The sequence below is a fragment of the Mesorhizobium sp. M0244 genome (assembly GCF_040321795.1).
Taxonomy (GTDB): Bacteria; Pseudomonadota; Alphaproteobacteria; order Rhizobiales; family Rhizobiaceae; genus Mesorhizobium.
The window spans coordinates 41,315-50,444 of the sequence record NZ_JAMYSE010000049.1 but is presented as its reverse complement, the minus strand read 5'-3'; the positions used below and the strand labels follow the sequence as shown (position 1 = coordinate 50,444).

At 61.5% G+C, this 9,130-nt stretch carries 15 protein-coding genes and 1 pseudogene; 6 read left to right on the top strand and 10 right to left on the bottom strand.

Annotated elements, in window-relative coordinates:
* Window positions 1-497: TCP-1/cpn60 chaperonin family protein (locus tag NKJ08_RS24700; protein ID WP_352783741.1), on the top strand; the 497-nt coding region annotated here is incomplete at its 5' end.
* A 79-nt stretch (window positions 498-576) separates the two neighbouring features.
* On the opposite strand, the gene NKJ08_RS24695 is transcribed toward NKJ08_RS24700, so the two are convergent.
* Window positions 577-1,188: a TetR/AcrR family transcriptional regulator gene (locus NKJ08_RS24695; protein WP_352529410.1), complete on the bottom strand. Its 612-nt coding sequence runs from the start codon at window positions 1,186-1,188 to the stop codon at window positions 577-579.
* 97 nt (window positions 1,189-1,285) lie between these two features.
* Here NKJ08_RS24695 and NKJ08_RS24690 point away from each other — a divergent pair.
* The 4 genes and pseudogenes from NKJ08_RS24690 to NKJ08_RS24675 form a co-directional block, all read left to right on the top strand.
* Window positions 1,286-1,615 (top strand): annotated as a pseudogene (locus NKJ08_RS24690) (alcohol dehydrogenase catalytic domain-containing protein); the annotation flags it as partial.
* Window positions 1,616-1,844: 229 nt separating this feature from the next.
* Complete coding sequence (locus tag NKJ08_RS24685; RefSeq protein WP_352529408.1) at window positions 1,845-2,297, top strand: zinc-binding dehydrogenase; 453 nt, start codon at window positions 1,845-1,847, stop codon at window positions 2,295-2,297.
* 37 nt (window positions 2,298-2,334) lie between these two features.
* On the top strand, window positions 2,335-2,781 hold the full coding sequence (locus NKJ08_RS24680; protein WP_352529406.1) for an OsmC family protein: 447 nt from the start codon (window positions 2,335-2,337) through the stop codon (window positions 2,779-2,781).
* A 15-nt stretch (window positions 2,782-2,796) separates the two neighbouring features.
* Window positions 2,797-3,183: a nuclear transport factor 2 family protein gene (locus NKJ08_RS24675; RefSeq protein ID WP_352529404.1), complete on the top strand. Its 387-nt coding sequence runs from the start codon at window positions 2,797-2,799 to the stop codon at window positions 3,181-3,183.
* 6 nt (window positions 3,184-3,189) lie between these two features.
* On the opposite strand, the gene NKJ08_RS24670 is transcribed toward NKJ08_RS24675, so the two are convergent.
* Both NKJ08_RS24670 and NKJ08_RS24665 read right to left on the bottom strand, forming a co-directional pair.
* Window positions 3,190-3,801 (bottom strand): LysE family translocator, encoded by a 612-nt coding sequence (locus NKJ08_RS24670; RefSeq protein ID WP_352529402.1) that lies wholly within the window; start codon window positions 3,799-3,801, stop codon window positions 3,190-3,192.
* 168 nt (window positions 3,802-3,969) lie between these two features.
* Window positions 3,970-4,386, bottom strand: a complete 417-nt coding sequence (locus NKJ08_RS24665) for a nuclear transport factor 2 family protein (protein ID WP_352529400.1) — start codon at window positions 4,384-4,386, stop codon at window positions 3,970-3,972.
* A 171-nt stretch (window positions 4,387-4,557) separates the two neighbouring features.
* Between NKJ08_RS24665 and NKJ08_RS24660 the strand changes: the two genes are divergently transcribed.
* Window positions 4,558-5,511: an AraC family transcriptional regulator gene (locus NKJ08_RS24660; protein ID WP_352529398.1), complete on the top strand. Its 954-nt coding sequence runs from the start codon at window positions 4,558-4,560 to the stop codon at window positions 5,509-5,511.
* Window positions 5,512-5,533: 22 nt separating this feature from the next.
* On the opposite strand, the gene NKJ08_RS24655 is transcribed toward NKJ08_RS24660, so the two are convergent.
* From NKJ08_RS24655 to NKJ08_RS24625, 7 genes are all read right to left on the bottom strand, one after another.
* Window positions 5,534-5,872 (bottom strand): YkgJ family cysteine cluster protein, encoded by a 339-nt coding sequence (locus NKJ08_RS24655; RefSeq protein ID WP_352529396.1) that lies wholly within the window; start codon window positions 5,870-5,872, stop codon window positions 5,534-5,536.
* Between the two features lie 50 nt (window positions 5,873-5,922).
* On the bottom strand, window positions 5,923-6,087 hold the full coding sequence (locus NKJ08_RS24650; protein ID WP_352529394.1) for a hypothetical protein: 165 nt from the start codon (window positions 6,085-6,087) through the stop codon (window positions 5,923-5,925).
* A gap of 1 nt (window position 6,088) precedes the next feature.
* Window positions 6,089-6,496 carry a hypothetical protein gene (locus NKJ08_RS24645; protein ID WP_023722751.1) on the bottom strand — a complete coding sequence of 136 codons (408 nt, stop codon included), beginning with the start codon at window positions 6,494-6,496 and terminating at the stop codon, window positions 6,089-6,091.
* Window positions 6,496-6,723 carry a hypothetical protein gene (locus tag NKJ08_RS24640; RefSeq protein WP_352529420.1) on the bottom strand — a complete coding sequence of 76 codons (228 nt, stop codon included), beginning with the start codon at window positions 6,721-6,723 and terminating at the stop codon, window positions 6,496-6,498. The genes NKJ08_RS24645 and NKJ08_RS24640 overlap by 1 nt, the downstream gene beginning before the upstream one ends.
* 349 nt (window positions 6,724-7,072) lie before the next feature.
* The gene (locus NKJ08_RS24635) at window positions 7,073-7,282 is read right to left on the bottom strand and encodes a cold-shock protein (protein WP_010915421.1); all 210 of its coding nucleotides are present in this window, start codon (window positions 7,280-7,282) and stop codon (window positions 7,073-7,075) included.
* Between the two features lie 438 nt (window positions 7,283-7,720).
* Window positions 7,721-8,509, bottom strand: a complete 789-nt coding sequence (locus NKJ08_RS24630) for an SDR family oxidoreductase (protein ID WP_352778794.1) — start codon at window positions 8,507-8,509, stop codon at window positions 7,721-7,723.
* A 73-nt stretch (window positions 8,510-8,582) separates the two neighbouring features.
* Entirely contained in the window at window positions 8,583-9,044 is a 462-nt protein-coding gene (locus tag NKJ08_RS24625) for a RidA family protein (RefSeq protein WP_352783737.1), read from the bottom strand.
* Window positions 9,045-9,130 lie beyond the last annotated feature (86 nt).

Genomic DNA, 9,130 nt, shown 5'->3' with positions numbered 1-9,130 from the left:
TGGAAGTCAAGGAAAAGAAGGACCGCGTCGATGACGCCCTCAACGCGACCCGTGCGGCCGTCGAAGAAGGCATCGTTCCCGGCGGCGGCGTCGCATTGCTGCGCGCTTCGCTGAGCATCAAGGCTGTCGGCGCCAACTCCGACCAGACCGCAGGCATCAGCATCGTGCGTCGCGCGCTGCAGGCTCCGGCCCGCCAGATCGCGGCCAACGCCGGTGCGGAAGCATCTATCGTCGCCGGCAAGATCCTCGAGAACAAGGGCGCGACCTTCGGCTACAACGCCCAGACCGGCGAATATGGCGACATGATCGCCATGGGTATCGTCGATCCGGTCAAGGTTGTGCGTACGGCTCTGCAGGACGCGGCCTCGGTCGCCGGCCTGCTCGTCACCACCGAAGCCATGATCGCGGAGGCTCCGAAGAAGGAGTCGGCTGGCGGCGGCATGCCTGGCGGCATGGGCGGCGGCGGCATGGGCGGCATGGGTGGTATGGATTTCTAATCCAACCCATCAGCCTTGAGATACAGAAAGGGCGCCGAAAGGCGCCCTTTTTGTTTGCTTTGTTTAGCGGGTTGCCCGCTCAGACGGCGGCGTCAATACGCCGCGAGGGCGAGAGCTTTGCCGGCAATGCACCTTCAATCACCGCGGCGACTTCGTCGGCCACCGCCAGCACCGGGGCGCGGTCGCGGGTGGCGCGTGCGATCACCATCAGCCCTTCCAGTGATGATTCGACCAGCAGCGCCAGCGCATGCGCGCGGCGCTCGGGCACCCCTGCCCTGACGAAGGCCGCCCTGAGCAAGCCTATCCATTGCTCGAAAGCCGAGCGGCACAATTCGGCCAGCTCCGGCATGTCAGTCGGCGAGTCCAGCACCACGGGCGCGATCGGGCAGCCGAGCGTGAACTGGTTGTCCTCCAGCATGCGGGCGATCGACTGGTAAATGTGGTGGACGGCGACTGCCGGATCCTTTTCGGCAGCGAGCGCGGCGCCAAGCCTCTGCGTCACCTCGTCGACGCTGTCGCGCGTCACCTCGATGACCAGCTGATCCTTGCCGCCCGGAAAGTGGAAGTAGAGCGAGCCTCTCGGTGCGCCTGAGGCACTCAATATGTCGTTGAGCGACGTGCCGTGGTAGCCGCGCTGCCTCAGCAGCAGCGCCGTCGTTTCGAGTATGCGGATGCGGGTGTCGTTCGCCATGTCAACCTCTGTCAGGAGTGAGCATTATAGGCCTTGCCTCGAATATGACAACCGGTCTATCTACTATGTAGATTAGTCTACATAGTACGAGAGGCAAATGCGCAGTTATCGTCTTGAAGGAACCGGCGTGACCAAGTGCCTGGTGATGCGCGACGGGACGCCGCCGACGCCGAAGCCGCACGAGATCGTCGTGCGCGTCCGCGCCACCTCGCTCAATCGTCGCGATACGATGATCCTCTACGGCACCTATCCGCTGACGCCGCGCCAAGGCGTCGTCCCGCTGAGTGATGGTGCCGGTGAAGTCGTTGCCGTCGGCGATTCTGTCACCCGCTTTGCCGTAGGCGACCGCATCACCGGCAGCTATATCGCGCGCTGGATCGACGGCCGCATCAATGCCGGGCTGATCGACCAGCTTGGCTGCACGCTGGACGGGATGCTGACCGAATACGCGATGCTCGACGAGCAATGGGCGGTGCGGCTTCCCGATCATCTCGACTGGCATCAAGCAGCAACGCTGACCTGCGCCGGCCTGACCGCCTGGAATGCGGTGACGGGGGCCGAGATGCCGAAGCCAGGCCAATGGGTTCTGGTCATCGGCTCGGGCGGCGTCGCGCTGTTTTGCACTGCAATTCGCCAAGCTGCTCGGCTGCCGTGTTGTGGCGGTTACCTCGCGCAGCGAGAAGGTGGACCGGCTGCGGGCGCTGGGCACCGACCTCGTCGTCTCCACCGCCGACACGCCGGAATGGGGTGCGGCGGTGCGCGAGCAAACCGGTGGCATCGACCTCGTCATCGAGACCGGCGGCCCGCCGACTTTCGCGCAATCGATGATCGCCTGCGCGCTTTACGGGCGCATCGTGCTTCTCACCATACAGGACGCGAAAGGCGGGACGGTGCAAATTCCCGGCCCCGTCTACCAGCGCAGCCTCGCCACCATCAGCCGCCTCTTCGTCGGCAATCGCACCGGCCTCGAAGCCATGCTGCGCGCCATCTCGGTGCATCGCCTTAAGCCTGTCATCGACAAGGTGTTCGCCTTCGACGAGGCCAAAGACGCCTACCGCTATTTCCAGCAAGGCGACGTCTTCGGGAAAGTGGTCGTCGACGGCGCCTGACTAATCGACCCCCCTCAAACCAATGGAGAGAGATGCAATGACCATTCGTGAAGCAGAAGCCCAATGGCAGGGACCGTTGAAAGAAGGTTCGGGCCGGCTGAAGCTCGGCAGCGGCGTCTTCGAAGGCGCCTACTCCTTCCCGTCGCGTTTCGAGAACGGTCCCGGCACCAACCCCGAGGAACGGATTGCGGCAGCGCATGCCGGCTGCTTCTCGATGGCGCTGAGCGCCATACTGGGCAGAGACGGCCATGTTCCGGTGTGGATCCGCACCCTCGCCAAGGTGCATCTCGGCACCAGCGCGGCTGGACCGACGCTGACCCGCATCGACCTCGAAACTGAAGCCGAGATTCCAGGGCTGGAGTCCGAGGAATTCCAGCGCCTTGCCCAATCCGCCAAGACGACATGCCTTGTCTCGCGCGCTTTGGCCGGCGTGGCTGAGATCACGCTCAACGCGGAGCTGATCGCGGCCGCTGCGGAAAAATGAAATCGAGATACTGAAATGAAACAGGACAGCATCATCGTCGTCCATCCAGACGATCAATCCAGACAGACGGCCGAGATCATGCGACGCTTCAACGACGTGTTCCAGCTTCATGATCCGTCGGCACTCCCGGGCCTGGTGGCCGAGGACTGCGTCATCGAAAACACGACGCCGGCACCGGATGGCGCCCGTCATATCGGCCGTGATGCCTGCATCAGGCTATGGTCGGCGATCGCGACCGAACCCGGCACACGCTTCGACCTCGAGGAAACTTACGTGGCCGGCGAACGGGCAACGATCCGCTGGCGCTACTGGCGCGCCGACGGTAACTCCATCCGTGGCGTCAATCTGATGCGCGTAGCGGACGGGCAGATCGTCGAGGCAATGGGCTACGTGAAGGGATAAGGCTGCCTACCGGTCCGCCAGCGCCAGTTTGGCGCCGAGCATGACAAAGGCGCCGGCGAAGGTGCGACGCATCCAGGTCAGCACCTTTGGCCGCGACACGACATGGCTGCGGATCGACGCCGCGAAAATGCCGTAGCCGACAAAGACCACGAAGGTGAGCAGCATGAAGACGCTGCTGAGCTCCAGCATCTTCGACAACGCATGCGGTTCGGTGGTGCTGACGAATTGCGGCAGGAAGGCAAAGAAGAAGATCGACAGCTTCGGATTGAGGATGTTGATGAGGATCCCCGAGGTGATCACCTTGCCGGCCGAGCGCGGCGCGACATTTTCGTCGACGCTCAGGCCGCCCTTCTCCCTCAGCGTGTTCCAGGCCATGTAGAGCAGGTAGGCGACACCGAGATATTTCAGCGTCTCGAAGGCGACCGCGCTGGTGTGCAGCAGCGCCGCGAGGCCGGTGATGGCGGCCGCCATGTGCGGAATGATGCCGAGCGTGCAGCCGAAAGCGGCAATGACGCTGGCGCGCGCACCACGCGACAGACCGGCGCTCAGCGTATAGAGAACGCCGGTGCCGGGCGAAGCCACGACAATCAGCGACGTCAACAAGAATTCGAGGCTCACAGATGGTCTCCCGGTGCTGGCCCTGCCGCTGGCAGCGTAACCAGCGAAATGCTTGGGGACAAGCCAGCCTGAGAGCAGGTAATGTCTCATTTCGAAATTTTCGCCCACAACCGAGGCTGCACCTTCCAGCAGCGCGAGTTGGCTCCTTACGCTGCCGTCTATCCGCATTCAGATCATGCTATTGGCATGCAGCTTGCTATCCGCAATGGGCTGCCGAACTTCCCAGTGTTCGATGAGCTTGCTGTCCTTCAGCCTGAAAATGTCGACGATGGCCAAGCCCTCCTCTTCGGGTTCGCGTTTTGCGTGCATGTGCACGATGACGAAATCCCCTTCAGCAAAAATCCGCTTCACCTCTCCTCTCACGAGGGGAAATGACTGTTTGAGCTGATGCAGATAGGCTTTGAAACCGTCCGCACCATCCGCAATGTTCGGATTGTGTTGGATGTAGCGTTCGCCAAAATGCATCGAAGCAGCTTCGATGTTCCCTTGGTTTACTGCTTTGTCGATGAAGTCCAGGACGATCATCTTGTTGGTCTCCAGCGAATTATGAATCTTGGCTGGAAATGGATTTGATGGTTCACGCATGTTTTGCTCCTTCAGGTGCCTGCTTCTGCCTGTTGTGGACAGGAGCGTCCGCACGCCGACATTGCCAACATAATCTGTCGCGCTTGTGAGATGGTCGATACGCTATTCCGCTGGATTCTTATCCAATCGTCTAATATCGTCGCCTGATGCATTATCGGAGGATGTGTTCTCGTGGACGTCTTGTCCGAAGTTCTTGCTTCGCTGAGATTTGGCAGCGCCATGATCGGCAGCGCGATCCTACATCGGCCGTGGGGTATTTCAGTCGATCCGACAAGGAATGCCGCCATCCACGTCATACAGAACGGCGAATGCTGGTTGCGGCTGACTGGTCAAAAGGAGCCGATCCGCTTAGGCGAGGGAGACGTCATCCTTGTCGCGAGCGGAGTCGGACATACTCTTTGTAATCCGGCGGATGCACCGACGGCATCCATATCTGCCGTCCTTTCCGCAAATCGGAGCGGACCGGAACCGAAAAGCGAGGGCGGCGCGACAACTCTTCTTTGTGCGAGATATTCACTCGACGGCGTGGGGCCATATCCGATGGTTTCGCTGCTTCCTCCGCTGATTCATTTGACCCGAAATCAGATAGACACCAGCGAGCCGCTGCGGCTTGTCCTGAAACTTCTGCAGGTCGAAGCGAAAGACAATCTCGGCGGCCACGATATTGTCGCCCCACGCCTTCTCGATAGCACGTTGATCTTCTTGCTGCGTGCCTGGATAGAACATCAGCCTCTCGGAACAGGGGGATGGTTTGGCGCCTTACGCGATAAAGGCATTGCGCAAGCTTTGCGCCTAATCCACGAGCGGCCGGGTAATCCCTGGACCATCGCTTCCCTTGCCAGCGGCGCGGCACAGTCCCGGGCCACTTTCGCGCGTCGCTTCACCCAACTTATAGGACAGCCGCCGCTGTCCTATGTGACTCGATGGCGGATGAACCTTGCCGCCAAGGCTCTGCGCGAAACGAACCAGAACATTGGCGAGATCGGGCGCGCCGTCGGATATGAATCGGTGCCGTCGTTCTCGCAGGCATTCAAACGGTTGACCGGACGATCGCCTGGCCTCTACCGCAGCGATCATCTGACTGAGAATGTCCGCTCTTTGGCACAAGGTGGAAATTCAAACTGAGACGCCAGCCCGAGGGCCGTCATTACAGCGTCGGCAGTCCGTGAGCCCGGCGCGCCATCAGGCAGTCGTCATCGCCTGGCATGCAGGCGCGGCAGACGTCGGGGCGGATCTCGTAGATGCCGCAGGCAGTCGACTTGCCGACCTCGCCGCACAGTGCCGAACAGCGGGCGCCGTCACAGCGCATGCCGGCTTCGTCGGCAGCCACGTATTTTTGCGGGATCAGCTCGAGTTGCGCGTCATCCTCGGTGGAGAAGCGCGGCCATCTGGACGAGTAGGCGCAGCAGGCGCCACAGGTCTGGCAATCGAAGGCAACCGGGTCGGCGCCGTCTTGTGGCGACGAACAATCCTCTGCGACCGCCAAGGCAAGCAGCTTTGGCGCAGATTTCCGGCCGGTATTTTGCTGCAAAGGCGCTATTTCTTCTTCGGCTTGCGCGGTGGCGCTTCGGCCGGCGACCTGAACAGATCGGTGCCCGCTTCGGCGGCTTCGCCGGTCTTCGGCGCGGCCGCCGGCTTGGCCGGCTTTACGGCGGCAGCAGGCGCTGCCGGCTGGTCTTTGGCGGAAAACTTGATGGCCATATCAATCCTCGTCAGAGAAACGCGATGATGGCGCATTCGGATTGCGGAGGCGGCCGATGAGCGCCGAAACGGCCGTGATGTTCATCTCTTCGGGCGACCAGTTCCTGGCCTCCTCGATGTGCCGGGGCGCCAGCTCGCGATGCGTGCTGCCGCTATAGGCGGCATCCTGATAGGTCACGCGCTCGTGGGTCTTAGCGTTTTCCCGGACGTATTCGATCAGATAATTGGGGCATTCGGCACGGCCGCGCACGCCGAGCCGCACCTGGGCATCGCCGTGGACACGCCTGCAGCGCTCGAGCTTTTCAAGCACGCGCCGGACATATTCGACCGGCTTGTCGAGCTCGCCCACGACATCGGCGATGGTCGAATCGGCGGCGATCGCCTTTTGAGGCACACGTTTGGTGGCCATCAGCGTTTGCCTGCGCGTTTCGGCGAGGCTGCGAGCGCAACGGCCGCCGCCATCTCGTCGGCTTCCTTTTCCAGGCGCAGTTCGCGAAGCCGCGCGGTCTTGGCTTCGCGGGCCTCGCTGACGGCATCCCGTTCGGAAATGATGCGGTCGAGCGACATTGACTGGGTCCGGGTCTTGCTAAAAATGGATTCGGCTTGGTCGCGGGGTTTCTTTGAAGTTGCGGTCAAGGTCTTTCTCCCGGTTCGGAGCGGGCCGCCGAAAAGTGGCGAGACTGGTCTTTCGGCCAGGATCCCGCACAAAGCAATACGGCAGCCGGTTTCAAATTGCTGAAACGTCCTTAGCACGTCCGGGCCGTCGAGCAGCGCTCTTTCGGCGGTCGAAGTGCAAAAATGAAAAAGGCCAGGCACTGCCTGACCTTCCATAAGAGCGCCTGCGCATCCCGAGAGACGCGCAAAGAAACGTTCTTCTCAATGCACATGATCCGTTCCGAGATTTAACATCCCGCGATCATGCGCTGGAATTTGCCATTCACCGGTGCCAGTACATCCGTGGTCACCGGTGAGGCTTAATTCCGTTTTAGGCCGCCTTCAACTGGTCGGCGGACATCTTGCCCGACTTGTTGTCGCGGACCATCTCATAGCCAAGCTTCTGGCCCTCGACGATATCGCGCATTCCGGCGCGCTCGACGGCTGAGATGTGGACAAAAACGTCGGCAGAACCGTCGTCAGGCTGAATAAAACCAAAACCCTTGGTGGCATTGAACCATTTAACTGTGCCTGTGCTCATAACGAACCCTTTCCATGGCAAATATTCGTTCGCTGTCATGCGGATGCATAACAACGTTTGTCTCGATTTTGATGGGGAAGTTCGTCAAAGGCGCGCCTCGGCACGCGGATAACAAAAGTCGGTCAAACAAACATCGACAAAGTTCTTATAGACTTCTTTGCGCGTTGTGTCAATTTTTTTGATTTGCCACACTCGCAGAGACGCGTGGCGGCTGCCCGTGCAGGCACTTCCGACAGCGCCGGGCTATTGCCCGCCGAAAAAACCACTTAGCCGGGAACCATTTTGGCGCCGGGGCATTTTTTTCAGTGTCGAAAGCCGTTCTCGAAGAGCGATCTTGAGAAAGGCGGACGACAAACAGGACGCCCCCCGCGCAGATAAAAGGCACGAGGGGCGTTCCTGTGAGATGCAAGCAATCGTGCCGTCACATCACCCTGCCCCTCACAGCATGCCGCGGCTGAGTCCGCCATCCACCGGCAACGCCACGCCGGTGACATAGGCGGCGGCGTCGCTGGCCAGGAATGCAGCGACCGCGCCGAACTCGGCGGGGGTTCCATAACGCTTTGCCGGGATTTCGGCCTGACTCTCGGCGGCGATCACGGCGGCGTCGACACCCCTGTCGGCTGCGTCCATGGCGTCGAACTCTTTCGTCCGGTCCGTCGCAAAACGGCCCGGCAGCAACAGGTTGACGGTGACGCCGTCCGCAGCCACTTCGCCCGCCAGGGTCTTGGCCCAGCCAGCGAGCGACGCACGCAACGCGTTCGAAGCGGTAAGGCCGGGGATCGGCTCACGGACGGAAGTCGAGGAAACGGCGATGATGCGCCCCCAGCACCGCGCCCGCATGCCGGGCAGGAAAGAACTGGCAATGCGCATCTGGCTCAGCACCATGCTGGTGAACTGCTTCTCCCAGACGCTCGCATCGAAGACGCTGGCCGCAAAGGGTGGCGGGCCGCCGCCATTGAGCAGGACGATGTCGATCCGCTGATGCTCTTCCTCGACGGCACGGAACAGCCGGGAGACGCTATCGTTGTCGGACAGGTCAGCGCTGAAGGTCGAGCAGACGCGGCCGGCGGCCCCGATCGCGCGCCGCGCCGCATCCAGGGTCTCCTCCCCTCGTCCGACCAGGATGACTTCGGCGCCTTTCGCCGCGAGCGCTTCAGCGACGCCGAAGCCGAGGCCCTTGCCTCCGCCGAGAACCAGCGCCTTCCGCCCCTCAAGATTTGCAGCCATCAAGCCAAGCCTCCTTCTGGTTTCACTGCGCACCCTCGGGTCAGGCCCGAGGGCATGCTTTGGGCGACATGCGTCAGCGGACATGCACGATGGCGTCGGCTTCGACCGAAACATTGGCCGGCAAGCCGGCCATGCCGAGTGAGCAGCGGGCGTGCTCGCCACCCTCGCCGAAAATATCGAGCAGAAATTCGGACGCTCCGTTGCCGACCTCCGAATAGGCCGAAAAGCCCGTCGCCGCATTCACATAGACGGTCAGCTTGGCGAATTTGACGACGCGGTCGAGATTGCCGTCCAGTTCCTTGTCCAGCCAATAGACGATGTTGCCCGCGCAAAGCCGGGCGGCGCTCCGCGCCGCAGCCAGATCGATCTCTCTGCCGACCTGGCCGATCGCGGCGATCTCCTCGCCAATCTCCGGTATCTCACCGGAGACATAGACGATGTCCGCGACGCGAACCGTCGGCGAGAACGGCAAAGCGGGCCGCGACAGCGACGGCCAGGCGACACCGAGCTCTTCAAATCTTCTTCTGTAGGACAAGGAGGCTGCTCCTGTTTCGTTGATGCGAGCGGACCTTGAATTTAGACCGGCCTTTGGGATAGCCTGATAGTGCTGACACAGCTATC